The organism is Photobacterium panuliri (assembly GCF_059920555.1).
In genome coordinates this window covers 117,283-142,246 of the sequence record NZ_CP197193.1, presented here as the reverse complement: position 1 = coordinate 142,246, position 24,964 = coordinate 117,283, and the positions used below count along the sequence as shown (strand labels likewise).

25 protein-coding genes and 1 pseudogene are annotated in these 24,964 nt (G+C 42.1%); 2 read left to right on the top strand and 24 right to left on the bottom strand.

From position 1 onward, the window contains the following. Positions 1-6 precede the first annotated feature (6 nt). Positions 7-909 carry a DMT family transporter gene (locus tag ACSF8X_RS16745; RefSeq protein ID WP_500851724.1) on the top strand — a complete coding sequence of 301 codons (903 nt, stop codon included), beginning with the start codon at positions 7-9 and terminating at the stop codon, positions 907-909. Between the two features lie 46 nt (positions 910-955). Here ACSF8X_RS16745 and ACSF8X_RS16740 read toward each other — a convergent pair whose 3' ends face one another. The 5 genes from ACSF8X_RS16740 to ACSF8X_RS16720 all read right to left on the bottom strand — a co-directional run bounded on the left by ACSF8X_RS16740 (position 956) and on the right by ACSF8X_RS16720 (position 4,271). After that, a complete protein-coding gene (locus ACSF8X_RS16740) occupies positions 956-1,171 on the bottom strand; it encodes a TIGR02450 family Trp-rich protein (RefSeq protein WP_047879778.1) in 216 nt (71 codons plus the stop codon). A gap of 149 nt (positions 1,172-1,320) precedes the next feature. Beyond that, positions 1,321-1,533, bottom strand: coding sequence for a hypothetical protein (locus ACSF8X_RS16735; protein ID WP_047879777.1), 213 nt, complete (start codon positions 1,531-1,533; stop codon positions 1,321-1,323). 307 nt (positions 1,534-1,840) lie between these two features. Next, a complete protein-coding gene (locus tag ACSF8X_RS16730) occupies positions 1,841-3,367 on the bottom strand; it encodes a YfcC family protein (RefSeq protein WP_500851723.1) in 1,527 nt (508 codons plus the stop codon). A 241-nt stretch (positions 3,368-3,608) separates the two neighbouring features. Next, complete coding sequence (locus ACSF8X_RS16725) at positions 3,609-4,013, bottom strand: hypothetical protein (RefSeq protein WP_500851722.1); 405 nt, start codon at positions 4,011-4,013, stop codon at positions 3,609-3,611. A gap of 117 nt (positions 4,014-4,130) precedes the next feature. Further along, positions 4,131-4,271 carry a GAD-like domain-containing protein gene (locus tag ACSF8X_RS16720; protein WP_500852157.1) on the bottom strand — a complete coding sequence of 47 codons (141 nt, stop codon included), beginning with the start codon at positions 4,269-4,271 and terminating at the stop codon, positions 4,131-4,133. Positions 4,272-4,654: 383 nt separating this feature from the next. Between ACSF8X_RS16720 and lhgD the strand changes: the two genes are divergently transcribed. Further along, entirely contained in the window at positions 4,655-5,896 is a 1,242-nt protein-coding gene (lhgD, locus tag ACSF8X_RS16715) for an L-2-hydroxyglutarate dehydrogenase (RefSeq protein WP_500851721.1), read from the top strand. 274 nt (positions 5,897-6,170) lie between these two features. Here the strand turns inward: lhgD and ACSF8X_RS16710 are convergent, their stop codons facing one another. The 19 genes and pseudogenes from ACSF8X_RS16710 to ACSF8X_RS16620 all read right to left on the bottom strand — a co-directional run bounded on the left by ACSF8X_RS16710 (position 6,171) and on the right by ACSF8X_RS16620 (position 24,874). After that, positions 6,171-6,635, bottom strand: coding sequence for an SMI1/KNR4 family protein (locus ACSF8X_RS16710; protein ID WP_500851720.1), 465 nt, complete (start codon positions 6,633-6,635; stop codon positions 6,171-6,173). 554 nt (positions 6,636-7,189) lie between these two features. Continuing rightward, complete coding sequence (locus ACSF8X_RS16705; protein ID WP_500851719.1) at positions 7,190-7,576, bottom strand: PoNe immunity protein domain-containing protein; 387 nt, start codon at positions 7,574-7,576, stop codon at positions 7,190-7,192. A gap of 59 nt (positions 7,577-7,635) precedes the next feature. Then, complete coding sequence (locus ACSF8X_RS16700) at positions 7,636-7,986, bottom strand: hypothetical protein (protein ID WP_500851718.1); 351 nt, start codon at positions 7,984-7,986, stop codon at positions 7,636-7,638. A 5-nt stretch (positions 7,987-7,991) separates the two neighbouring features. Next, positions 7,992-8,738: a PoNe immunity protein domain-containing protein gene (locus ACSF8X_RS16695; RefSeq protein WP_500851717.1), complete on the bottom strand. Its 747-nt coding sequence runs from the start codon at positions 8,736-8,738 to the stop codon at positions 7,992-7,994. A gap of 402 nt (positions 8,739-9,140) precedes the next feature. Continuing rightward, positions 9,141-9,481: pseudogene (locus ACSF8X_RS16690) on the bottom strand (alpha-amylase family glycosyl hydrolase); the annotation flags it as partial. After that, on the bottom strand, positions 9,482-9,814 hold the full coding sequence (locus ACSF8X_RS16685) for a hypothetical protein (protein WP_500851716.1): 333 nt from the start codon (positions 9,812-9,814) through the stop codon (positions 9,482-9,484). A 176-nt stretch (positions 9,815-9,990) separates the two neighbouring features. Beyond that, a complete protein-coding gene (locus tag ACSF8X_RS16680) occupies positions 9,991-10,656 on the bottom strand; it encodes a GAD-like domain-containing protein (protein ID WP_500851715.1) in 666 nt (221 codons plus the stop codon). 274 nt (positions 10,657-10,930) lie between these two features. Next, the gene (locus ACSF8X_RS16675) at positions 10,931-11,323 is read right to left on the bottom strand and encodes a hypothetical protein (RefSeq protein WP_500851714.1); all 393 of its coding nucleotides are present in this window, start codon (positions 11,321-11,323) and stop codon (positions 10,931-10,933) included. Positions 11,324-11,644: 321 nt separating this feature from the next. Then, entirely contained in the window at positions 11,645-11,962 is a 318-nt protein-coding gene (locus ACSF8X_RS16670; protein WP_500851713.1) for a hypothetical protein, read from the bottom strand. Between the two features lie 718 nt (positions 11,963-12,680). Continuing rightward, positions 12,681-13,469 (bottom strand): ankyrin repeat domain-containing protein, encoded by a 789-nt coding sequence (locus ACSF8X_RS16665; RefSeq protein WP_500851712.1) that lies wholly within the window; start codon positions 13,467-13,469, stop codon positions 12,681-12,683. An 84-nt stretch (positions 13,470-13,553) separates the two neighbouring features. Next, positions 13,554-14,480, bottom strand: a complete 927-nt coding sequence (locus tag ACSF8X_RS16660) for an IS5 family transposase (protein ID WP_500851711.1) — start codon at positions 14,478-14,480, stop codon at positions 13,554-13,556. Positions 14,481-14,537: 57 nt separating this feature from the next. Next, positions 14,538-14,873 (bottom strand): hypothetical protein, encoded by a 336-nt coding sequence (locus tag ACSF8X_RS16655; protein ID WP_500851710.1) that lies wholly within the window; start codon positions 14,871-14,873, stop codon positions 14,538-14,540. Between the two features lie 189 nt (positions 14,874-15,062). Next, positions 15,063-15,407, bottom strand: coding sequence for a hypothetical protein (locus tag ACSF8X_RS16650; protein ID WP_500851709.1), 345 nt, complete (start codon positions 15,405-15,407; stop codon positions 15,063-15,065). Positions 15,408-15,911: 504 nt separating this feature from the next. Then, complete coding sequence (locus ACSF8X_RS16645) at positions 15,912-16,478, bottom strand: Imm43 family immunity protein (protein WP_500851708.1); 567 nt, start codon at positions 16,476-16,478, stop codon at positions 15,912-15,914. 2 nt (positions 16,479-16,480) lie between these two features. Beyond that, entirely contained in the window at positions 16,481-21,070 is a 4,590-nt protein-coding gene (locus tag ACSF8X_RS16640) for an RHS repeat-associated core domain-containing protein (RefSeq protein ID WP_500851707.1), read from the bottom strand. 19 nt (positions 21,071-21,089) lie between these two features. Continuing rightward, positions 21,090-22,031, bottom strand: coding sequence for a hypothetical protein (locus ACSF8X_RS16635; protein ID WP_500851706.1), 942 nt, complete (start codon positions 22,029-22,031; stop codon positions 21,090-21,092). A 5-nt stretch (positions 22,032-22,036) separates the two neighbouring features. Next, positions 22,037-22,324 (bottom strand): PAAR domain-containing protein, encoded by a 288-nt coding sequence (locus ACSF8X_RS16630; RefSeq protein WP_047880329.1) that lies wholly within the window; start codon positions 22,322-22,324, stop codon positions 22,037-22,039. Positions 22,325-22,406: 82 nt separating this feature from the next. After that, positions 22,407-24,317 (bottom strand): type VI secretion system Vgr family protein, encoded by a 1,911-nt coding sequence (locus ACSF8X_RS16625; protein WP_500851705.1) that lies wholly within the window; start codon positions 24,315-24,317, stop codon positions 22,407-22,409. A 77-nt stretch (positions 24,318-24,394) separates the two neighbouring features. Then, positions 24,395-24,874 carry an Hcp family type VI secretion system effector gene (locus ACSF8X_RS16620; RefSeq protein WP_047880327.1) on the bottom strand — a complete coding sequence of 160 codons (480 nt, stop codon included), beginning with the start codon at positions 24,872-24,874 and terminating at the stop codon, positions 24,395-24,397. Positions 24,875-24,964: the final 90 nt, after the last annotated feature.

Sequence of the window (24,964 nt, the reverse complement as noted above, 5' to 3'; positions counted from 1 at the left end):
GCTGTCATGATAACGACTTTAGACCAACACTTTCCTATCGGTGTTCGCTTCATGGTGCTTTCGGCACTGGGCTTTGCACTGATGACAGCCTGCGTAAAACTGGTCAGCACCCACGGTATCCCAGTTTTCGAAATTGTTGCCGCCCGAGCGTTTGTCTCTTTGGTGATTAGCTATTTGGATGTAAAGCGCAAGCGGCTATCGGTATGGGGTAACAACCGCAAATTACTGTGCCTGCGCGGCGCGGTGGGAACCTCTGCATTAATGTGCGTCTACTATGCCGTGACCACCCTTCCCTTGGCCGAGGCCACTATCTTGCAGTATGTCCATCCGGTGTTCACAGCCCTACTCGCTGTTTTGTTCTTAAAAGAGCGGATTCAATTCTCAACTTTCATCTGTATTGCCATGTGTATGTTGGGGCTGTTTGTGATGGTTGAACCTACCCTCAATGTCAACAACACGACCGATCTCCCGATGTTCAGCGTGATGATTGCCATCATGGGAGCAATGGCGAGTGCTGTCGCCTATGTCATCGTCAAGAAACTCAGCACAACAGAAGACAGCTCAGTGATCATCTTCTACTTCCCGCTGATCGCCCTGCCGACGTCACTCCTGCTTATTGGTGATGACTTCGTCATACCAAACCTGTATCTCACCGGATTGCTGATCCTCGTCGGCATATTCACCCAAATTGGCCAACTCGGCCTCACCAAGGCGATGCAAACCCAGGATGCGAGCAAGGCGTCGGCTTATTCCTACGTCCAGATCATCTTCTCGGTCATTCTTGGCATCGTTGTATTCCAAGAGTATCCAGCAATAGAAACCTACCTTGGCGGCGGGCTGATAGTCACAGGGGCACTTATCAACGTCTTTGGCTTTAACTTTATCACCAAGCGTTTTCGATCCGCCTAGCAACTACCTTCAATAAAAAAATCCCGCTCAGCCGAGCGGGATTTTTCTACTTCCATCCCATTGACCACTGCGAACTGTCTTTCAACTCTCGCCAGTTCAGCTCATACATACGATGATTAATCACAGCCTGAATAACACATCGGGTAACTTTCTGATCATCATCATATTCTACGTCAATAATCATAAAGTGCCGCTCACGCCCCTCCGCGTTCACTTTGGTCCACTTACTACCATAAAGTGATTTGGGATGTACCTTGTTCATATCAACCCTTAATGCAAACATACTTTCGGTATCACAACCACTGAATCTAAAACCACACTACTACAGCACCGTAATACGTGATACCAAGTCTTAACAAGGAACGATCACACAGTTTGCACAGAGAGACAAGGCCTATCAACCGACTCCTTCTATCGAGTGGACAATCGGCGTTTGCGGGCTTTATATAAACGGAAAACAAGCCTGCCACTCACAACGACCGAACACACTACAAGCGTATAAATCAACCACGGGTGGCGATCGTAATTCACTACAGCATAATACAGGCCATAGAACACCAGCATATGAAAAGCTATGGCGATAAAAAACTTAAAAAACGCCACCTCACTGACTTTCTTGAGCATTTTGCTACTCCTTTCAATACCCAGACCAGATGACATCTATTTCTATTCTATTGTAGTGCTAGACCGGTAAACAGGATGAGATAAGGGGCCTATAGATACCATTTCGCACACTTTGTGACACTTATTCACTACCGTTACGAGCTCTATGCACATGTAATACTGGAGTAAAAACATTACACAAAGGCATTCAGCATTGTAATTTTTCCACACATAAAAAAGCCCCCAGCCGTTAATAGCCAGAGGCAAAAGACAACAATCAACCTAAAATAGATTTCTGAAAGTATCGATAAAAACTACGATCAATGCTCTATAACATCATAACCTGTGCAACAAGCAATAAAGAGCCAAAACCGAGCAAGAAGAGAACTATTGGGAACACGAATTTCACCCACTTATTAAATGGGATATCAAGCATTTGTAACGTTACAAGTACCAATCCTGTTGGTGCCAAAAAGAGCATTGCATACTGACCCCAGTTATAGGCAGACACAACAATATCTCTCGGTATACCTACAGTATCTGCCAATGGTGCCATAATCGGCATCGACAAAACCGCCAGCCCCGATGACGACGGCACCACAAGTCCTAGCAAGAAGAAAATGAACATCTGAGAAACAGCAAATACGCTACCATGCATACCAGTCACAAGCTCGGAAGCCCAAGCCAAAATGGTATCCGACACCATGCCCTGCTCAGGAATAATATTAACACCGCGAGCCATACCGATAATCAAAGATACCGCAACTAATTCAGATGCCCCTTGGGTAAAGGCTTCAACAGCTTCCTTCTCTCTTAAGCCTGAAATAAAGATGATTACGAAAGCGATGGCAAGAAACGAGGCCGCCATTTGGCCGAACCACCATCCCTGTGTCGAGACTCCCCAGATCATCATAGGAAATGCTATCGCAAATAATGCCAGTATAATTTTTCGACGAAGGGTAAATGGGACTTTATTATTGAGGTCCTGATTTTTAAGAAAACGCTCTCTAAATTCGTCACGATCTTCATAAGTATAAGAAAAGGTGGGATCGGCTTTAATCTTTTTGCTATACCAATACAAATAACCGATGACGGTCACCATACCAACAATCAAACCGAAAGTACGAACACCTATACCTTCCGTGAAGGAAATACCGGCCGCATTTGAAGCTATAACGACGCTAAATGGATTAATTGTCGAAAATGCAGTACCGATAGAAGCTGCTAAAAAAATCGCACCAACACACACAATGGAGTCAAATCCGAGTGTCAGGAATATCGGAACAAGAATCGGATAAAATGCAACCGCTTCCTCTTCAAGACCGCAAGACGTTCCACCAAGCGCCATAACAATGCACACCAATGCAACGAAAAGAAACTCTCGCCCCTTTGTCCGCTCAGAAAGAGTTACCAAACCCGCATTAAAAGCCCCGGTCTTATTAATAACACCAATCATCCCACCAAGAATCAAAATAAATACGATAATATCAGCCCCTTCGACCGTACCTTCAACCATCGAAATAGCAATATCGCTCAATCCCTTCGGTGATTGCTCAAGCTCTTCATAGGTATCAGGAATCGCTATAGACTTGCGTATCGTGCCATTAACAAATTGATCTATCCCAATATTAATATTGAGTTTCTTAAGTTCATCCTGTGTTGCCGGTACAGAAACAACATCACCGTGAGGACTAGATACCAACAAAAAATTACTCGCCGAATCATATGAGAGCTTTGAATATGATCCCGCAGGAACAATCCAAGTCAACCCAATCGCAAACAACGTAATAATAAACAAAATAGTAAATGCCGTTGGAAATTGAAATGTTTTTGACTTTTCTTTGGTAAGCAGCATAAGCGCATCCTCGATACTGATTATTCTCTGCAAAAATAAAACAACTCTCCCCCATACGCTAATATGTAACCAAATGTAATAACGGAACATTGGTCACAATTACAAAATACAACAAATTGAATAAAGTGGAGTGATTTGTGAATGCTATTTCACTCACTGCATAAAATTAATATAATTGATTATATAATTATCAATGACTTCAAACTCAATATAATCTTCACTGCTGAGCAATATTGTAAACTCACTCTTTATCAAAGACCGGATTTAACCTTTCACGCATTTCAAACATATTACACGGTGTAATAGCCCAACGTTTTGGATCATCAAACTCAAAATCTATTTTGAAACGCTTTGTTTTATTTTCCATTTGGAATAAAAGTTGAATGAATTTATGACCACATTCTGAATAAATCAACTCTCTTAATTCCAGCAAATTATCACCCAAAAGAACCGGATAAGCATCTATTTTTGCTATCGCTGGTATTACTTCATCACCATCATATAGATAGCCTGAATTTGAAATATGCCCTTCGCCAAACTTAAAAACAAAATAAAATGAATCCCACGAATTCTCTTTAACTCTTTTACATTCTAAAAACAATCTTGCTATTTCAACCAAATTTTCATCAGGAATTCTAAATGACATATACTAACCATTCGACAATATTGTTAACATGAAATTTTCACAAACGCACTTAAGCTAAAAAATGCAATTGTGTTACCTATTATTAAATCAAAACAACTGTATCGCTCAAATCAATTTTCATAGACCTTGTTGAAAACCACAAAAAACATAATCTTGCCAATACTCTAACAATCTATCCGGTAGCTTCCCTCTAAATTTGGCTACCGTTTCTTGTTGGCAATCAACCTTTGAAAAAGGTTTCCAATCTTTTTCAAACAAGAAATTATGCGGAGGCGAACCAACGAACTCATGGCTGTAATATACATTGGAAATCCATAGCAGACGATCATTATTACTCAATATCGAGACTACTATGTATCGTAGTAAGAAGCTGCTCGTAAAAACGGGAGTCCTCTATTCATAATCTGAATTGAACGACAAAATAGTGATTAATCACTTCTTGAATAATGCACCGTACCGTCTTTTGATATTCACTCTCTTTTTTGACACCTTTGTACATAAATTCAATGTGTAATCAATGCGCTACATCTCAGATTTCATCGCCAATTCGACGTAGCATCTAATATCTAGATAAGTATCTCCTCACAAACTAAAGGCAGCTAACGAGCTGAATATCCATTGTGACTAATTTCGAAAAAAACATGACCAGCATAAAGCAAGGGAAAATATACGACTATGTCATTATAGGTGGTGGGATTATTGGGATATCCACGGCATGGCAACTTCAACAGCACTTCCCCAATGCCAGTATTATCGTGGTAGAGAAAGAAAAACAGCTGGCAGCTCATCAAACAGGACACAACAGCGGTGTCATCCATGCTGGCGTCTACTATGCGCCCGGCAGCCTGAAAGCTAAATTTTGCAAAGAGGGTGAGAAAGCCACTAAAGCCTTTTGCCAAGCTCACCAAATCCCCGTCGAGCTCTGCGGAAAACTACTGGTAGCAACTACAGATAAAGAATTGGAGCGCATGCACGCTCTGTATGAACGCTGCAAGGAAAATGGTATTGATACCAAACGACTTGATCAGGCCCAACTTCGAGAACAAGAACCTAACATAACAGGCCTTGGTGCTCTTTTCGTCAAGGCAACCGGTATTGTTGACTACCAACGCGTCACCAATAAAATGGCCGAACTATTTGTAGAACTGGGTGGCCAAGTAAGCCGTCGAACCGAAGTTACCGCCATTGAAGAAAGTGACGATATCGTCACCATACGCTGTACAAGCGATGGGCAGACTTTCTCTTTGCAAAGCCAATTCATTATCTGTTGCGGCGGGTTAATGGCCGACCGACTCGCCAATATGCAAGGGCTAGCCACCAACTTCAAAATTATCCCTTATCGCGGCGAGTATTATCGCCTTGCGCCTAAGCATAACCACATCGTCAATCACCTTATTTACCCTATTCCCGATCCTGACTTGCCATTTCTCGGCGTCCATCTCACCAAGATGATCGGTGGCTATGTCACTGTAGGCCCCAATGCGGTTCAAGGCTGGAAACGCGAAGGCTACGGAAGACTCAACTTCAACCTTCGAGACACATTAGAAATGATCAGTTTTAGCGGTTTTTGGAAAGTTTGTGCCAAGCATTTCAAAACAGGGCTAGTAGAAACTAAAAATGCTTGGTGGAAGCCGGGCTACCTCTCTTTGGTCAATAAATACTGTCCGCAATTAACAACCGAAGATCTGCTTCCCTATCCTGCGGGGATAAGGGCACAAGCGGTAATGCATGATGGTACGCTAGTGCATGACTTCCTGTTTGCCGAGACCCCCCGCAGCTTGCATGTATGTAACGCGCCTTCCCCCGCAGCAACTTCGGCCATTCCAATAGGGGAATATATTTGCAATAAAGTCATAGATGTACAACAAGATATAAATAATTAAGAAGAGTATTTTAATACCATAATCCATCTACTGTTATACCTCGTTGTATCTTTAATAGACACAACGAGGCCCCTAATTTAGGGTGCTACTAAACATGGGATGGTTACAAACGAACCATTATCGATAGCTCACGCTCAACTTAATTTTTATTTATGCAACAGAGTCGGTGTATGATGGTACATGAGCGATCAGATCATCACTTGCAGAAATAGTTCAAATTGATTTACGCAACAAAGCCCCTAATTGACCGTATCATCGTAATATTTACTATTAGTCACTCATATAAACAACTTAAAAATTCTCTAAATGAAGAAGAAACCTCAACCATACTCTTTGGTAATAATCCTTTAAATATAGTATTACTATCATCTTCAATTTCACAGTCTTTATAATATATGTGACCGTAAAAATCTTCTACTGTTGAAATTAAAAAATAGTTACCGGCAGGTGTATCTGCAATTGGGATAAAACCATTGGGTATATAATCAGCAATTAAATCCATAGCGACTTCTATATCTTCAGATCCATTACCAATACCATAAAAGAAACCTATTGATACACCATTAATATTGATCTTCTTCCCATCAAAATTAATCGTGTCTTCTTTTGGCTCTCCACCATTATATTTAAGTAAAAAATCACGATATTCAAAAGGTAACGTCACCTTTAACTTTAGTTCTAAATCATTAATATCAGATTCAGACAATTGAGGACCGATATCACTCATTTCTGTAAACATATTTTTAATTCCTCGAAATAGATGCGCCACCCTTATGAGGGAACATCTACTTTGTTGGGCTTTGTTGGTTTTCACCCAACCAAGTATTTGAAAGGTAATTCCCTTTACATTCCCGATGCCAACGGGTGATGACCTCTTCTTGCGACCAACTGCTCGCTTAGTCGCTATCGATATACCAGAACAACATGGGTATTGTTACTCATTACCGCATAAGCACAGATATCAATCGCAAACACCTTCGCAAGAAACAGAAACAGCAGCTCAACCCAACCACGGCGGTGTTCGTAACTCTTGCCTGTTAACGGATCTTCACCACAAAGAAAAGTTCGTCTTACGCATATCGCGATACACAATGGTAGTACGGCGTATCGGTTAAACTCACTTGTGTTTTCCTTGCCCTTGGTATGCTAGCGACCTCTCGATTCATCCCTAATAAATCAAGCCTAGACCACCCGAGCAAAAAAGTTCGAAAGTGTGGATGTCTTGTTTAAATTTTATACCTCCCACTCAAGTCAATTTTGATTTATACAACGAAACATCATCACAGAAAACAATCATAATATCTTGCGTACTAAATCTTGAGGATAATATGAACTATCCTTTAATAAATCATCTTCCAAACCAAAAAGGTTTACGATCAATGCAACTTCAAAGCACCAATATCCGATATAGTAATCGGTATACACAAATTCGCAGTCACACAGATGATTATCATACCAGTCCGAATCCTGATTTTGCCTATACCAGCCATCAATGAATTGACGGAGAAGAGCCATTTTCTCCATTGGTTCCGCATTGATGACCACATAAAGCCACTGATAACATTCAGGATATAACAGCGTTGGCGATATTTCCCTATCAGTCACGCCTAGACGGATCGCTATAGTATCTAATAATGCATCTCGACCAGCATTACCAATCAACGCTACGGCTGAAAACATATGCGGTTTATCTACCTCACACGCTACCAACAAGAACCCACAAAGCATAAATATAGCGATTACTGTTTTTTGACCCTTCCGCGTCCCCTTGCCCCCCCAAATACTTCAAAGGGTTTACGATAGACTTGATGCTCGATAGGCAAAGCATCACCTTTATCTTTAAGTTGCTGGCGTAACAGCAAAATAGCTTCAACTGCGGGTTTTAACTGCGACAAGGCAGTCCCAGCAGAATACAAGGCGACGGCTCGCATAATAGCTAACTGATACAACAGGTTGGCGGCATCCACTTGCTCAGCGGGTAGCGGAAACGCCCCTTCATCCAGCGCTTCTTGTGTTTCTATAATAGCGTCATCGAGATCGGTCAGTAATTCAGAAAAATACGAACCGGGGCGACGGCAGTCACGGTGCATAACGTTTACCTATAGTGAACCAAATCAACAGGGTAATAAGGATGTTCACGGAAAATACTGTCATCTATATTATAAAGCTTCACCACCAAGGCGGCTTCCCAACACCAGTATCCATCATAAGTATCGGTATCCATTAGATGCCATTTCGGGCTGCCATATAATTCATACCATGCCTCTAAATAGTCCTTTATCAAGTCAGGTCGTTTAGATGGTTCAGATTCTACCACTTTGTACAGCTTACTAAACCGCTTCGGATATAACAAATCACTTCCAACAGCTCGATCAGTTTCACCCAATTTGACAGCAATAGTATCAAACAGTATATCAATCCCTTTATTACTAACCAATCCCAACACTTTTTTGTAATAAGCCAGCCCCATATCAGTACAATAAGCAAAAGCAAGCCATCTATACATCATATCCAAATGGTTTTCATATAGCTGCTCCTTAGCAACTCTTTTTCCTTGCTCATCAAACGGTAAAGAATTTGCATATTTATTTTGCCATTCCCGACATTCCAAAACACATTGCAAATCATCCTTTATTGTTTCAATGGAATCTCCGCGCGAATAACGTGTATGCATTAACGCTAAATAATTATTTACCATTTCGAATGCACATGTCATTTTGCGATAAAAATTTGAATTATCTTTAAACTCAATAAATTCTCTATCCTCATTAATACATTTAATCCGAAAATCTATATAATCATCAAAATAAGCTCTATCTCGTAATCTATCTCTTACTTTCATCAACTTAACTCTAACAGATTAAAAAAGACATCCATTTCTAAATCAAAAAATTAATCAAATCATCTTATAAAACCCCGTCTATTCAGCAAATACATTCTGATATAACTAAATTCAAATTTCACACTGTGCCATTTAGCCCTACTTTCAGACAATAGCATGAGATATTCGTAATTTCAGTAACTTTCACGCATAATAAAACCTAGCCTATTAGCTAGTCGATGGTAATTTTACTAAAGAATTCATTAGTCGGCGTTTAACAGCCGCCGGCAGGCGCTTAATCTCTGAGCTCGTTGCTACCCAATATGATGGTGGTACTCTCGTAACTAGCGGGTTGACTCCAGCCCGTTTTCTTCGCTCAGCCCCAGGCAAGAAACAATATTGAGTACATTTTCTAAAATATCCCCCTTTCTTTCCATCACGAATCGCGCGCCCTGTTTCATCAACAAGTAATAGATAGTCGGTAGCAACAAGAGGCAAGCCCTTGGGCATATTATCTCGTGGGTTTCCCACAAAAGGAAGTAATGCTTTCGGTTGGCGGCGCGTTTTTTAATACTGGTATAGGCCGATATTTCCGGACTTTTCGCCATGTCTGATCGAACAGGATTGAGGTCTACATAAGCCATACACGCAGCCATCCAGTAAGGCTTGGGATTTAAACCGTCCTTCCTAAAATCGTCCAGTGCAGCCATCTTCCTTGCAATCGGTTCGTTGAGTAAGCGTATAAACCAGCTGATGTCATATAACTACTCGCGCCAATCCTTAGCAATTCGTTCAACCGCCATATGCGTTTTAACTTGGTTACCAAAACCATCGTAACGATAATGGATATCGTGCCATTGCTCTAGGCGATCCTGACTCAAACATATCGCACTCTCAACCCCTTCACTTACGGTATTTTGTGGGTTGCCAAAGCTATCAAAGGCAAACAGAATTTCTGGCTGATGGGGTAGCTGGCCACTAGTGAACGGATCTAACACATCAAACTGATATTGGCTCACACCCTGCTCACTGAGACTAATCAGCTTGCCTTGCCCATCATACTGGTACTGCTGAGCACGGCCATCAAAGCCAACCACCTGGAGATCCGCTCCTCGCTATCATATTCGAACGCAAGCCAGCTACCGTCTGGTCGGATAGGCTTGGTTGGTTGTTTAGACGAAGGTATTTCAGCAGCCAATAGCATCGGTAAAAGTGGTCTGGCAGCCTAATTGACTATTTTAAAATGAGTATATATTCTCTTGGTTGAATGACTCTAACTAAATGCCTTACCGACTAATCCATCATCATCTAAAACTTCAATCTGGCCCAATTGTGCTAATATCGACAAATGTACATGAATGTTAACTTTGTTAATATTACTCAACAAGCTTTCTCCACCCAGCATTAAACTCGGTTCAAAACCGAACATTTCATCATCCGCTAACGCACCAAATTTTTTGATACAACGGTTAAACATCAACTTACCATGCTCATCCTCTAGATCGTGAGACCTAACACTGGACCCACCAAAAAAACACTTAATTGAAAAATCTCCATCTTCTCTGGTATTTCCCTCATATTGAACAATCCAACCATAAGCTGCAGTTATTTTATATCTTTCACCCGTTTCTTCCCCCCATAAAAATAAATCACCAAAAGCATTTCTGGCAAATACATGGTAAATATCATTGTCGAGTATGTCGGTCTGTTCCAACCACTCATCCAACACCGCTTCGTAATCATCAGGATTTACAATCCAAAACAAACCTTGTTGAAAACCACAAAAACCATACTCTTGCCAATATTCCAGCAATCTATCCGGTAGCTTCCCTCTAAATTTTTCTACAATTTCTGGTCGGCAATCAACCGTCGCAAAGGGATATCCAAACTTTTGCAAAAAGTACTCAAAATCTTCATCTAACTCAAACTTATACGGCATGATTATTTACACCTTGTTAATTCGACATTCATTTTTGCATCAGCCCCGAGGTTACTTAATGCATTCCTAGCAGCAGCATCCATACTCGTCACTCGACTTTGTCTAGGTAGTTGATTATCCAATGATGGATCTATATCAGCCTTAGGCCATTGATAACTCAACAATTAATTAATTATATAATCAATAGCATTTGAATAATGAATAATTTAAAAGCCTCAATGAACTAAAACTTTATTAAGGCTGTATTATGATTAATATATTACTATCAAAAAATTCAATCGAAGACAGGTCGAAGCTTCTCTCGCATTTCAAACATATTTCTTGGTGTGATTTTCCAGTGTTTAGGATCATCAAACTCAAAATCAATTTTAAACCTATTTGTTTCACTTTCCATTTGAAAGAGAAGTTGAATAAAATTATGACCACATTCGTTATAAACTAATTCGCGTAAAGTCAATAACGTGTCACCTAACAATACAGGGTAATCTTTAATCTTTGCTGTAGCAGGTGTAACTTCATCCCCATTATACAAAAAACCAGAATTAGAAATATGCCCGTCACCGAACTCAAAAACAAATGAAAACTCCGTCCATTGATTTTCTTTTACTCGTTGACATTCTAAAAATAGCTTAGCAATTTCAATCAATTTTTTACTTAATATATTCATGATTCAACCTTATATTTTTATATCTTTTTCACTAACCCGATCAAAAACTTCACTAGGTGGGTCTAATTCGAATTTAAGCCTCACATCAAAGCCTTCTGCGGTCCAATCCGCCCGCTCATTCTCCATTTTCTTATAACCACTTCGGTTTAAGTTGGCATTTTACGGGAGTGCTGATGACCAAAACGTAGTTGTGTTACGCGATAATACCTACGAGGATCATGGGATAAACTAGTACCTGCGATCAACTGGTAACTGATCGCCCCCATCTCCACGTCATCAAAAACCAACACACAACCTTAAAAATGTGTCTTAATTATTCTTTTAGACATAAAATCTAACGTTATCAATTAACTTACAAACTAAATCTTCAACATCTTGAGCAACAGGTATATTCTTGCCGTCATCACGATATATCTTTTCAGGATCACTTGAAAATGGACGAACGACCAAAAACCGATCACTACCACAATCAAATATTGGCAAGTCAGCATCGATAAATTCATCTGAAGGAGAAAACTCAGACTCTCCATTGTATAAGTCAACAATATCCAATGGATGAATAAATAAATTTCTCAAATTAGGCTCACCCTCAGAACCAAGCCACCCATATCCAAATGAATTATAAAACTTTTTAGGCAAGCCGAAAAAGAAAATCCCAACTCAATCTCGGCCTCTGTGATATCTTTATCATCAACAGGCTTAAATCGTCGAGCACCTGAGTCTAAATTTATATAAATTTTCAGTCGTTCAAATCCAGACATATTTTCTCTCAAAACTTTTCAAAAATCTTACTGTAAGCACGACCTAAGCCATGAATACTCGCCTGATATACATTAAGTCTTTCTGCAGGAATTATATTCCACTATTCATGAGGTGCGTTATACTAACTTGGTATCACTTAATGAGCATCAAAATATTTACCTTTATTAAGGTACACATTACCACATTTAAACAATTCATCTTGAATATACCGTAGCGATTGCTGGCCTATCTTTTCTTCCCACTCTTTAATCAAGTGTTCACGCGTAGATTTAGATCAACAATGCGCTCTAGTTTTTTATTTACAACTTCCCAAGGTAATTATTTGGCTTCCTAATAAAGTATTTAATCAATATTTTCTCTCTTTCCACATTTGAAATTCAAATAACTCTCATCCTATCGCACATATTCTTTCATGATTGCATAATCATTTCAAATTCACCTACAAATTATATGTTCACCAACACTATTCATGCTTACCGTGCTATGGGGAACCTTTAAGGTCAATAGCTTTAATCCTGCTTTTGCATAAAATTGCTACTCGCTCGCGTTCATTTTAATAGACGTTCAATTATATGGAAAATAAATTAGTTAAAACTTATTTCTGTCGCCCCTCTGCAGCCCATTTTTCGCGAATTTCCTTTGGCGAAGGAGGCGGAAACTTAACACCACGTTCAATTAACTGTTGCTTGACTTTAACCGCCCATTTATATGATTCCGCTTCCTTATCCAATAAAATTTTACTTAAACTTTTATGAACTCGCCAAGCCATATCAGATCCAGTAGGTGTACGAGCGTTGTGATCTGCACCTAATTCTATTAAATAATGAGCAATTTCATATTGACCGATATAGAGCGCATGATGTGCACCGTTTGCATTTCTTTTGTTTGATAAATTAATATCGGCTCCGGCAGCAATCAACATTTTAATTTGTGACCAATTTGAGGTTCCGATTGCACCGAATAAAGCAGGATAACCATTAGAGTCAATAGCATTAGGATTAGCGCCAGCTTGTAATAAAATGTCAAGCATCTCATCATCATTGCCACCCGCAACCATACCTATTGGTGTAGATCCAATGGGATCAGGGAAGTTTGGATCGGACCCTAATTGTAACGCTAACTTCATCGCGGGTTTATCTTTGTTTATAATCAACCAAAGCAAAGGGGTTATACCTTCTTTTCCGTGAACATTCAGCGAAACACCACCACTGATTATTTGCTCTGCACGCTTTTTATTGCCACTTTGTATATCTTGAAGTAATACAGCCATTTCAGGTTGGAAAAAATCAGATGCTTTCATATCTATACCCTCAACATTACACGCACTCAGCAGTCCTATGATCAAAAGTGTTATTGACTTTAAATAGTGACGAATATTTGGCATTTTTAACCATCCATATAACTAGAGAGAATAGGCTTTGTTGCGTAAATCGAAATTCCCTCGAACAGAGCCACTGCTAGCTTTAAGTTAATTAACTCTGGTCGTTTGAGGCATGCCTAGGGTCGTTAGCTTATTTAAAGCACGAACAGCAGCATACGCTTCACCTACTTGAGCATCATAATCTCGTAGGCTTAAGCTTGAACCAAGGAGGCGTTTATATCTCGACATCGCAGTCTCCGATATCGACCGAGAGTGATAACCCGATGTTTTCTTCCAATGTTCATTGCTGCCATGAATACGCTGGCAGGCAACGGCTTGGTTTCTTGGATGCCTGTTTTCCCAGTACGCAGCGCCTGTTCTTGGTGGAATAAGCGGCTTTGCTTTTTTACGTTCAATCGCTTGGTAACATAGCCGTGTATCGTAAGCACCGTCACCCGATATTGACTTGATCTTACGATGTGTCTTCTTCAATAACTCAGGAAGAACTTCACCGTCTGTAACCGTTGAAAGAGATAGTTCAGCACTAACAACTTGGTGTGTATCAGCGTCAACGGCAAGGTGGAGCTTACGCCATAAACGTCGCTTTTCAGCGCCATGTTTCCTAGCTTTCCATTCGCCATCACCAAAGACTTTTAGCCCTGTTGCATCAATGGCTAGATGACGAATTTCACCTCTGGCAGGCATTTTAATTGAAACATCAACATTCTTGGCTCTTCGGCTGATACGCGTGTAACTTGGGCAACGTAGTGAAATTTTCATTAACGATAATATTGAGTTAATGAAGCCTTCCGTTGCACGCTGTGATAGGCTGAATAATCGCTTTATCATCAACGCTGTCGTGATAGATAGATCGGAATATTGATTACCGCGACCACGCCCACCGTGGTGAGATAAGCATTCCCATGACGATATTGCTTCCTCATCAATCCAGAAGGTTATTGAGCCTCTACTGATAAGGGCTTGATTGTACTCTTTCCAGTTGTTGGTCTTGTAGCGAGCCTTAGGGTTACTCATGGTTCATATAATGTATGATGGTACATGAGCGATCAGATCACCACTTGCGGAAAGAATTCAAACTGATTTACGCAACAAAGCCACTTGGTTACCAAAACCATCGTAACGATAATGGGTATCGTGCCATTGCTCTAGGCGATCCTGAGTCACACATATCGCACTATCTGCCCCTTCCCCTACGGTATTTTGTGGGTTGCCAAAGCTATCAAAGGCAAACAGAATTTCTGGCTGATGGAGTAGCTGGCTACTGGTAAGCTGATCTAACACATCAAACTGATACTGGCTCGCACCCTGCTCGCTGTCTTCGATGCCCACCAGCTGATCAGCCACATTATAGCGATAGTCACGCTGATACTCGGCTCGGTGTGGATGAAGTCGTTGCTGCTGTTGCAAACGCCCCAGTACATCAAACTGTTGTAGGTAAGTAATGCCATTGCCCTGCCGGCGCTGAATTTCTCAGCCACTACTATCAAACTCGCGGATACAGACCGAATGCTGATCCCATTCAATAGCGACCAACAAACCTTGATTGTTATAGCGATACTGGATTTGATGATTATCGGGCAACTGAGTGCGAATGCGTCAACCGGCGCTGTCATAGTGATGCTGCAGCCGCCAGTTATCTTGCCAAACCTCGCTGGGCTGGCCATTGGCATGATAATCAAAATGGATTTTGCGTTGAGCATTGTTGGCGTTGCGCAGCCGCCCCAGTTTGTCATACTGGAAATAATTGGCATCGGTAATGCCTGCTGCTACACTACAGCTTTGCTCAATGACCCGGCCGCACTCATCACGCCGAAGCCGGATGAAACGCTCACTCTGCTCACTGAGACTAATCAGCTTGCCTTGCCAATCATACTGGTACTGCTGAGTACGGCCATCAAAGCCAACCGTCTGGCTGATCCGCTCCTCGCTATCGTAAACCAATTGATAGCGCGCACCGTCACTACGCTCAATACCAGTTAGGTTGCACTCGCTATCATATTCGAACGCAAGCCAACTCCCATCAGGACGAATGTGTCTGGTAGGCTGGGCCCCCCCTCATAGATAAAATGATGGCTGCGGCCTATCGTATCGGTAAATACGAATAAACCTCAGGCCAAGAAAAGCCCTGAGTTTAGACAGCCGAAAGTATTTTTTGACGAATTACTTCAGGCTGCATAAGTGAGTGTTGCACTTCGGAGTTGAATTCGCAGATTATTTAATCTAAAAAATTAAATTATTTTTAAGTATAAATCATACCCAGGGTGAGATTATGAATGCTTACTTTTTAGCCAAAGCAATCTTGGGTCAACTTAGCTGTATAAAATTCGCACTCAAAAAAACTAAGAGGTTATTAAATTTTGTTGGGATTAAACTCAACAACCACTTTGTGAGTTGATGGTAAGTTACAGTTTCAACAAATAATCAACTCGCACTCTCGCCCTGAAATCATACCCCTCTCACATCTTCCATATATTCAGGCAAAGATATGAACCCAACCCCCTTTATGTCTCTTTCTTTTACAAGTTTAACTATATTTTCACCTACAATACAAATAGGGTTATATGTATTTTCTAATACAAATATATTTTTATCTTTAATTTTTTCATCATCTAGCATCAGTTTAGTAATACCTGCAACCATTCCATATTTCAACCCTGCAAATATAGATTTCTCTTTATCAAGAGCATCAATGTGTTCCATAACATGCAAAGCATAAAACTCAAACTCATATTCTCCACAAAGAATTTCCGTTGGTATAAACTCTATATCCTCTGAAAAACACTCTAAAACATTTTTAAATCTTTCTGATACTATAGTTAATGCTCCACAGTAAAAATAATCTGACAAAAATGTCTCTTTTCCCTCTTCTAAAGAAAGAAGTATTCTATTATTACCTAAGACTTCTGCCCACTTTTCTGTCTGACCTATAGAGAATTGACACTCATCTTGGTTTAACCAATCCAAATACTGAGAAATAATATAATTACTATCTATATCAATAACATATTCCATATCTAAAACCCATTATTTTGTAACCTTACCTTTCTGTCTAGTATATCAGAGTGCATAATTTCTTCAATTAAATCAACTTCATCTAGTAATTGCTCATTTGTTAACCTAGATTCAACCATATCAAGCCCTCTTAACTTTTCGCCAACAGCTTCAAAATAACTTTTTAAATGCCCACCATTATGTAACGGCCTCTGCAGCACTATAGATTCGATAATATTAGTTGGAAGGGATATTCCATTTGATGGCCTATTCACATTATACAGTCCAGCCCTAGCAAGACGATTCAACGCTATTGACTTCTGGGCTTCACTCACAGCTACTAAATGATGCTTAGCCCAACCATCCGGTGCATATATTTTTAATTCACCTCGCTGTAAATTAGGGTGTACATTTAAATCTACACCACTTTTTAATTTCCATCTACGGCGACCAACCTTTCCCTCAAGTGCGTATATTTTTCCATTCTTAAATTTAATTGGTGTAAATGCACTTTTAGGAAAAGAATCGGGTACAACACGCTCAAGCCTGTATGGTAATGCATTTGAATAAAACTGAGTGCCAGGCTTTGTATTGGGTACAAATTGTAACCCTTTCACTGCCCCCATCGCCTGCCTGCCCCCTAAAAGGGTGGCGGCAATTTCTACTGATTGGCTCGTTAATGTAGCAGCTAATGGTGATCCCGTTGCATCCAATACGGCATCACCAGCAGCAGACATGGTTTGCTCATACTGCTCTAGATAAGGCGCAATATCTTGAGCGATCATCTTCGCCCCAGCAGTACTAGGCGTATACCCATATGCGTCTTGAACTTTCCCAATCAAGTCCGCAGATTTATTAACACCACCTCCTGTAGCGAGTACCACTGCCCCTGCTAGGCCAGCAACCACGTCTATTGCTGAATTATAAATACCAGAAGCAACAATTTCTGTTGCCCCCATGACATAATCATGACTGATAGCCGCTAATTCTGGATCAACCGCATGCATCGGATATGCAGAGCTTTGTGTGGTATTAGGACAATCAGTAGTCCGGTTATAACCCATCGCATAAGGCTGTTGCGCTTTACTCTCCTTACAACTCAACCCCAGCGGATCGATCCACTGCACGGGATTGGGGCCGTATTGGTAAGGGTTAATCCCACCGAGTAAACCGATTGGATCTTGATGGATGAAGCGCCCTACTTGTGGGTCGTAGTAACGGAAACGGTTGTAGTGCAGGCTGGATTCTTCATCCCAATACTGGCCCTGAAAACGCAGTGGATTGGTAACCTGCTCAGTATGAACGGTGGCAATACCTTCGGTGGTATAGTCTGCCTGCCATGCCGTATTACCATGTTGATCTGTCAATACCAATGGCGTTCCAAGGTGGTCAAGCTGGTAATGATAGATCTCGCCATGAGCAATCAAAGCGACGGGCTTGAAGATCCCAGGCTCATAGATATACCAACGGTACTGGCCATTGCAGTGCTCGCCAATTAACTGATCGCCATCCCACAGAAAATCAATCCGCTGGCTTTCGCTGATTTTGGCGCTGCGTCGCCCGAGGGCATCGTAATGGTACTGGGTATATTTTCCGGCTTTTCTGAAACTGGTGAGCTGGTTTAAGCCATTGAACCGACGCTGCTCGTTGCCTTGTTGGCTATACGTTTTAACTTGGTTACCAAAACCATCGTAACGATAATGAGTATCGTGCCATTGCTCTAGGCGATCCTGAGTCACACATATCGCACTATCTGCCCCTTCCCCTGCGGCATTTTGTGGGTTGCCAAAGCTATCAAAGGCAAACAGAATTTCTGGCTGATGAGGTAGCTGGCTACTGGTAAGCTGATCTAACACATCAAACTGATACTGGCTCGCACCCTGCTCGCTGTCTTCGATGCCCACCAGCTGATCAGCCGCATTATAGCGATAGTCACGCTGATACTCGGCTCGGTGTGGATGAAGTCGTTGCTGCTGTTGCAAACGCCCCAGTACATCAAACTGTTGTAGGCAAGTAATGCCATTGCCCTGTCGGCGCTGAATTTCTCGCCCACAACTGTCAAAATCACGTTCACAAACAGTCTGCCCGTCCCAGTCAATGGCCACCAGCAGACCTTGGCTGTTATAGCGATAATGAACTTGATGGTCGTCAGGCAGGCAGGTTGCAATACGCCGACCAGCATTGTCATAACTATGCTGGAGCCGCCAGTTATCTTGCCAAACCTCGCTGGGCTGGCCATTAGCATGATAATCAACATGGATTTTGCGTTGGGCATTGTTGGCATTCCGTAGCCGCCCCAGTTTGTCATACTGGAAATAATTGGCATCGGTAATGCCTGCTACACTACAGCTTTGCTCAATGACCCGGCCGCACTCATCACGCCGAAGCCGGATGAAACGCTCACCCTGCTCACTGAGACTAATCAGCTTGCCTTGCTCATCATACTGGTACTGCTGAGTACGGCCATCAAAGCCAACCGTCTGGGTGATCCGCTCCTCGCTATCGTAAACCAATTGATAGCGCGCACCGTCACTACGCTCAATACCAGTTAGGTTGCGCTCGCTATCATATTCGAACGCAAGCCAACTCCCATCAGGACGAATGTGTCTGGTAGGCTGGGCCAACCCCTCATAGATAAAATGATGGCTGCGGCCTATCGTATCGGTAAATACCGTCGGGCGGCCAGCCCAGTCGTATTCAATATACTGATGGCGAACCTCATCCGGCTGTTCCTGTGCATATTGGGTGATCTCAACAACCTGCCCGTTACGCTCACGACGATACTGGGTCACCCAGCCATCATGACTAACCATACCGTTGATTTCACCCAGCAAATCATAGCTGTAACGTGTTATAGCATCACCGTCTTGCACGGCTGCCAACTGACCTTGCGCATTCCACCAATACCGCAGGCTCCGCCCGTCTGACTGGGTGATATGAGTGATCCGGCCATAGCGGTCATACTGATAATGTTTCTCAAGCCCACAAGGATTATGTTGGCTCAATAAGCGCCCAAAACTGTTATAGTCGTTACGCCACGCTTGACCTTCACTGTCTATCGTCAGGATCACTTGCCCAAGCCGGTTATAGCGATAACGAGTCAAACCGCCATCTGGAGCCTGCTCTTCGTACAATTGACCATAGCGGTTGTAGCGGTAATAGGTTGCCGTTCCGTTGGGAGAGATCTCGGCAATTTTGCGAGATCGGTTATCATAGCGGTACTGCCAACGGTGACCGAGCGGGGACACCTTACACAATAGCCGCCCTTGGGCATTATGTTCAAAGCGCCATTGATTGCCCAAACTGTCGGTACTGGTGGCGGTATGCGCTTCAAGATCATATTCAAAGCGATAATGGTAATTCCCCTCATCCCCCCACTGGGCGCAACATCGCGCGGTAGCGCCTTGGCCGAGCCATTCAAAATAGTGACTGAATCCGGAAGGACGAGTACGCTGGACTAATAGATGCTGATCATAACGATATTTTTCAACTTGTTGCTGACGATTACTCGCCTCACACAAATCGTTTTCGGCATCGTAATGATAATGAGCCAGCACCTGGGGGGAATGATGCCCAACGCGGATACCACGTTGCACGAGCTCTCCCTCGCTAGCAGGGCTTTGAACTTCAATGAGGTTACCGCCGGCATCATAACGTAATTCAAGCTGCTGGCAGCCGTTAGCGGCAATATGCACTAAACGGCCATTGCTAGAGTAACTCAATTGATATTGTAGAGTTTCATTTTCCCTAAGCCGCTCCAGTACCCAGCGGGAATGCTGATAACCAAAACGTAACTGCCGACCATCATTCAGTGTTAAACGATAATAACCGCGGGGATCATGAAAGATACTCGCCCCGGCAGTAAGTTGGTAACCCACGGCTCCCGCCGCTACATCATCAAAGATCAATAAATCACCCAGATGATCGACAAAATGCCACTGGGTAACGCCGTCATCGGCTCGTACAATAGGCGTTAACTCAAAATGGAAGTTACTTCGCCAACCATAGCCTAAGCCCACGTTCTGGTGACATAAACTCGAGCGGTACACCCGCTCCCAACGGATAGCCGCACTACCTGTTAGCTGAATATCCGTCAGAGTCAGTATTTCTTCCCCTGTCGCCATAGAAACAGGATCGCCACAATAGGCCATCTCATCAGGAGAAGCCGTTGTCGGGGTATCTGAAATACGATTTTCAGCAACGGGGGCGACATCCTCCCGCCCCCCTTGGCCCGTCACTTTTTTTGTAGTCTTGGCGAGTTGTTCCATAACCGTTGGCTGGTGAACAATTACTGGCTCAACTTCCGGAACCTCATAAACCCACAGTTGTTTATTAAATAGTGCTTTTGCAAGGGTTTCTTTAGCCTGATTAAATGCACCGTGCCCAATAGCCCGAGCTTTTACCTCTGCATGAAAATCAAGCAGCCCCAAAACAGCAAGCAAGTCAGCACCAGGCGCGGCCCTTAGACGGGCGAACTTCTCTATATGAAGCTTTGCCAGCTGTAACGTATCAAATCGAATAGGGATATTCTTAGAATTAGCATGCTCTGATATAGCAAATTGATACGCCTTGCCATCATTGGCTTTAAGCTGCAGTAATATGAGTCCGTCCATGTTATTCCACTATCATCCACTATGGTTGCCAAGCGTATAAGGCAGCGCCTCTGTAGAGCTTTTCTGAGATTTCCAACTGCAATGTCGGGAGCTGATACTCTCCGCGCTGGTAACGCGCATAGAGATGTAGCAAGTTATACAGTCCAGAGCATGCGCCTAATTCTCCGGTTAGCGCTCCACTCATGACAATCTGGGTAAATTCTCCAACACATCCGTGAAGATGTTGATATGCGCCAGCCCACTCTTCAGCAGAACCTCGCCCTCCATCATAAGGGGCATAGAATTGATGGATTGGCTGACCACATGCATGCTGATAACGTTGAAACAATGCCGTCACAGCAGCCGTTGCCGCTTTGTCTCTCGTTCTGGCCTCATAAGATAACCATGGGCGGATCAGCCCACTGGCAGATGTAGAGACCTTAAGGGCGATAACACTCTCTGAAGCAACTATTCCATCTTCCATGTCTTGCAGGCAGGCAGTGCTAAAAGGCAACGAACTTAAGCGGGGATCACTGTCTAGCGCTAAAACCCACACTCCTGAGTGGCACTCTTGCGACAACAAACGTTCAATCTGCTGCCAAGCAAGGAGCATGGCACTGCGCCCATAAGGATATAAATAGCAATGAGTGTGTGCTGCCAATGCAGGAATCGCCTGACAAAGATAAGGATATAGAGCTTGATGCTGGCTTTGATCAACAGTTCCCAGCTGGGGTAACAACACCAAAATAGGTGCCGATAACCAATCAATATCCAACGTGCATACTGTCGATTTTAATATTTCCGTCAAGCGCGATAGATAATCACCTGCGCTAAGTGGAACAATCGGCAAAGCCAGAACCGACTGGTTATTAACAAGTATCGGTTCTGGCTCAATTATCAAGTCTGAGTGCAAGCCCAACACTTTTTCATAGTTATTATCGCTCCCAACCCATAGGCAGTGTGATTCGACAGTATAGGCCATCAATATCAACCAATAGTGACACTAGGATTTCCCGATACAACTGAGCCACCATGACTGGTTGGCTCACCCATTCGGGCTGCTGGCTTACCATTAATCAATACCGATCCAGAGCCGCCTTTAATTGTGTCAGGAGGCCCTATACAAACCAGCATGTCACCCTCGCGCGCAGCAGGCAAACCACCAATAAAAACATTCCCTGACCCAGTAGCAACAGGGCCACCAACATGCGGAATTTTGTCTGTTTGATCTGGACAGGTGTGATAACATGAAATCGTTGCAGCTGCTTTTCCCATTCCATCGCTACCGCCTGCGCTTCATCGTCAGACGGCACTCCTATTTATTAAATAATATGATTTTAAGATCGAGTAATGTGATTTAGTTAAGCGCGATAGAAGCCGCTTTCAACGCAATTTTGCTACCATTGATACTGATATTGGTTCCTTTTATATCAACAGAACCATCGCTCGATAATGTCAAAGATGCACCACCAGATTTCAGGGTTATCTTACTACCAGCATCAATTACCAACTCTTTTCCGATAGTTTCATTCTGGTTTTTATCTACCTTCGAGGTAAAATTATTCTTAACTGCACGCTGTAAATTATTTTCAACAGTCAGCGCTGCATTATTCTTTACCGTCTGGGAACTGTCATTTTCAACCGTCAGTACAGAATTATTTTTTATCGTATGAAAACTGTCATTTTCAACCAAGATTTGATGATTATGCTCAACCACTAATTGATGATCTTTCTCGGCATGCATATAAAAAAGTTCGTTGCCTTTATCATCATCAAAGCGAATTTCATTAAAGTTGTCACCACCACCCTTTTTCGTCGATCGAGATTTTATCCCACTGACAGTTTTCTTATCTGGCAGGGCATAAGGTGGCATTTGATCACCGTTATATAATGCACCACTAATAATTGGTTGATCCGGGTCTCCATCCAGAAACTCCACCAACACTTCCTGCCCAACTCGAGGAAAAAAGAATGCACCCCAACGGTTTCCCGCCCAGTTTTGCGCCACACGAATCCAACACGAGCTAGTACTGTCCGACTTCCCTTCACGATCCCAATGAAATAGCACTTTCACTCGACCATATTTATCAATACAAATTTCTTCGTCTTTATCACCCGTGACACAAGCGGTCTGTGCCCCATAAACTCGTGGTTTAGGCGTCAATGCCAGTGGCCGATATACTGTCTCTTTCGGCACACAGGAAAACTGATTCTGAATAGTCTGAGAAAGGCTTTTACTCGAACCGGTTTGGCTAGTAATCGATATCTCCATACTCAACTGAGTAATCAAGAAGCCTTTTCCTATTAAACGTTTATCTTCGTGTGCTTTAAAAGTGAAAATTTTTCCAGCGCTAAAACTTCGGCAATTACTACCACCGGATGAAAGTTGAGTATCACGCTGCAAAGCATCAAGGGCCAGACTGGCAACATCCTTAGCACGTAAGTTAAACTCGGAACCTGCTTGATATTCGTAGACTTCTGTTGCTGCTTGCTGAGTTGTGAGATTCGTATTGGCATGCGTACCCTGTGGTTTTTCCGTTGGCTTAATAAAATCAAACCCCTGCTTCACACTGCTACCTGGCGTTACCTCTAACCCACTAGACCAAGTATGGATATGCGCTTCAGATAAACTACCTGTAGTAAACTCCACTTGTGCTTCAGCACAATCTTTATATGCCGTAATATCATCGGCCAATACTATATAGTGATTACTTTTATCATGCGTGAAAAAATAAAATATGCCTTCTTGCTCTAGTAATCTAGTCGCAAAATCCAAATCAGATTCGTGGTATTGAACCTTATATTCATATCTTGGATATGTCTTATTAAGTTTACTCTGTACTTTAACACCATGCCCAGAAAAAATTTGATTAACTATTTCTTTAACGTTTAATTTCTGGAATATACGACAGTTTGTCCGCTGCGCCATAAAGTGACAAGCTGAACTTATTTCTAAAACATAATCTTGATACTTTTCACCATCAGCATGTGCCGTAACTCGGCTCCCAACAGAACGAATAGCTGTAACAACACCGTTTAAGTAACGCTCCAATACTGAAGATTGAACATTATAAAGTAATGTTATAGTAACAGACTTTCCAATGAGATCATCTGCACTAATTAGTTGCCCATTGGTATAAACATGAGCTTGGATAGAAAAAAGCATTGAGATACCTTCCTGTATCTCCACCTTTGTTATATGCAAAACATCCTTACCAAGCGGTGTATCTATGCGTATGATGTTTTTATCTTGCGTTGCTTTTATCATTAAATTTCTATCCAAAAGAATTATGAAAATAAAATACGGGATAGACTATTTTTTCTACCCCGTAATCATTCTCTTGCTTACATTTGTTGACCTTTAACGCCACTGTAACCATAAACAAGCGGTGCTTGAACGTTGTTCATGTCATCTGTTGGAGTTACTGTCATCATCATCTCTGTATAAGAAATTGTGATAGTTTCAACTGGACGATCGTTTTGAATTGAAACACTGTAATTAGAAATCATGGCATCAGTAAGTTCGATTTTCATGATTTCTTCTACTTTTTCACCTTGCTTTGTAATATGGAAAACCGCTGGCTTACCTTTACCGATAGTCGCTTCCTTGAACAAATCAGGTGACGCCTTATCTTGCAGCTTAGTAATAGTCATATCATAAAGACGAGTTGAACTTGCTTCACGATCCTGAGCTGTACCTGTATATGACGTAATTTCTCGACCAACACTCCAATCAACAGATAGCAAAGTAATCATATCTTTGTACTGTTCAGCGGTCGCTTCGCCTTTAATATCGGCATATTTCAGGTAAGTATTCGCTTGCATGCTAATCTCCTATAGCATTACGGGGTTATCCCTAAATGGGCTTTCTATAAGAACACCATCAATTTGTTATTGATGATTTATCTATTAGTG

Coding starts and splice junctions, on each gene's coding strand:
- ACSF8X_RS16675 (WP_500851714.1), bottom strand. CDS start 11,323: ATGAATATATTAAGTAAAAAATTGATTGAAATTGCTAAGCTATTTTTA.
- ACSF8X_RS16710 (WP_500851720.1), bottom strand. CDS start 6,635: ATGTTTACAGAAATGAGTGATATCGGTCCTCAATTGTCTGAATCTGAT.
- ACSF8X_RS16625 (WP_500851705.1), bottom strand. CDS start 24,317: ATGATAAAAGCAACGCAAGATAAAAACATCATACGCATAGATACACCG.
- ACSF8X_RS16680 (WP_500851715.1), bottom strand. CDS start 10,656: ATGCCGTATAAGTTTGAGTTAGATGAAGATTTTGAGTACTTTTTGCAA.
- ACSF8X_RS16705 (WP_500851719.1), bottom strand. CDS start 7,576: ATGTTTTCAGCCGTAGCGTTGATTGGTAATGCTGGTCGAGATGCATTA.
- ACSF8X_RS16635 (WP_500851706.1), bottom strand. CDS start 22,031: ATGGCCTATACTGTCGAATCACACTGCCTATGGGTTGGGAGCGATAAT.
- ACSF8X_RS16640 (WP_500851707.1), bottom strand. CDS start 21,070: ATGGACGGACTCATATTACTGCAGCTTAAAGCCAATGATGGCAAGGCG.
- ACSF8X_RS16700 (WP_500851718.1), bottom strand. CDS start 7,986: ATGCACCGTGACTGCCGTCGCCCCGGTTCGTATTTTTCTGAATTACTG.
- ACSF8X_RS16730 (WP_500851723.1), bottom strand. CDS start 3,367: ATGCTGCTTACCAAAGAAAAGTCAAAAACATTTCAATTTCCAACGGCA.
- ACSF8X_RS16665 (WP_500851712.1), bottom strand. CDS start 13,469: ATGCCAAATATTCGTCACTATTTAAAGTCAATAACACTTTTGATCATA.
- ACSF8X_RS16645 (WP_500851708.1), bottom strand. CDS start 16,478: ATGGAATATGTTATTGATATAGATAGTAATTATATTATTTCTCAGTAT.
- ACSF8X_RS16745 (WP_500851724.1), top strand. CDS start 7: ATGATAACGACTTTAGACCAACACTTTCCTATCGGTGTTCGCTTCATG.
- ACSF8X_RS16725 (WP_500851722.1), bottom strand. CDS start 4,013: ATGTCATTTAGAATTCCTGATGAAAATTTGGTTGAAATAGCAAGATTG.
- ACSF8X_RS16620 (WP_047880327.1), bottom strand. CDS start 24,874: ATGCAAGCGAATACTTACCTGAAATATGCCGATATTAAAGGCGAAGCG.
- ACSF8X_RS16735 (WP_047879777.1), bottom strand. CDS start 1,533: ATGCTCAAGAAAGTCAGTGAGGTGGCGTTTTTTAAGTTTTTTATCGCC.
- lhgD (WP_500851721.1), top strand. CDS start 4,655: ATGACCAGCATAAAGCAAGGGAAAATATACGACTATGTCATTATAGGT.
- ACSF8X_RS16660 (WP_500851711.1), bottom strand. CDS start 14,480: ATGAGTAACCCTAAGGCTCGCTACAAGACCAACAACTGGAAAGAGTAC.
- ACSF8X_RS16740 (WP_047879778.1), bottom strand. CDS start 1,171: ATGAACAAGGTACATCCCAAATCACTTTATGGTAGTAAGTGGACCAAA.
- ACSF8X_RS16630 (WP_047880329.1), bottom strand. CDS start 22,324: ATGGGAAAAGCAGCTGCAACGATTTCATGTTATCACACCTGTCCAGAT.
- ACSF8X_RS16695 (WP_500851717.1), bottom strand. CDS start 8,738: ATGAAAGTAAGAGATAGATTACGAGATAGAGCTTATTTTGATGATTAT.